This window comes from Bradyrhizobium sp. P3_C3 (assembly GCF_056402655.1).
Map to the genome: position 1 here is coordinate 1 of NZ_JBFUGY010000151.1, position 602 is coordinate 602.

General features: G+C 58.3%; 2 pseudogenes. One reads left to right on the forward strand and one right to left on the reverse strand.

The features are described 5' to 3' along the window. Window positions 1-253 (reverse strand): annotated as a pseudogene (locus AC1DW2_RS43870) (hypothetical protein); the annotation flags it as partial. 183 nt (window positions 254-436) lie between these two features. Between AC1DW2_RS43870 and AC1DW2_RS43875 the strand changes: the two are divergent. Then, a pseudogene (locus AC1DW2_RS43875) lies at window positions 437-602 on the forward strand (IS630 family transposase); the annotation flags it as partial.

Genomic DNA, 602 nt, shown 5'->3' on the forward strand with positions numbered 1-602 from the left:
TGTTTCCAGCAGAACCGTCTCGAATCCTGCTCTTTGCAGATCCTGCTCTTTGCAGCCCCGCATGAAGCCATTGCGACAGTGGCCCAGCCTCCAGCCCGATCCGATTCACTGCAAAGCCAAGCGTCTCGAAAAATTCGACTAAGGCGTCGGGTTCGCTTGCGACCTTCGCCTCCTTCAGGATCTTACCCTGGGAATCCACAACGCATACGCTCGACAGTTCCAACGACACGTCAATTCCGGCATAATTCTCCACGGCTGTCCTCCGCTCCAGATGCTTGGGGCCGACTCAAGTCGTGACCCCGTTTCATCATCTATCGGGGGACAGCCACCATCATGCCCCCTTGCACGGAGCAGGGCCCATTACGGCATCTAGTCATCTGGAACGCAAGTTCGCCACATTAGTTGATAGCTCGAATCTCTACAGAGGAGAGAGCTCGTGGCGAATGCAGGTGAACGAGGCCGGCCGATCGCGCCGTTGGTGCTTAGTCCGCAGGAGCGGGCGTACTTGGAGAGGCAAGTTCGTCGTCATCGCGTTGCCCGATCGCTATCTGAGCGCTGCCGCGCGATCCTGCGGTGTGCGGATGGCTTGCCAAGCAAGTCCG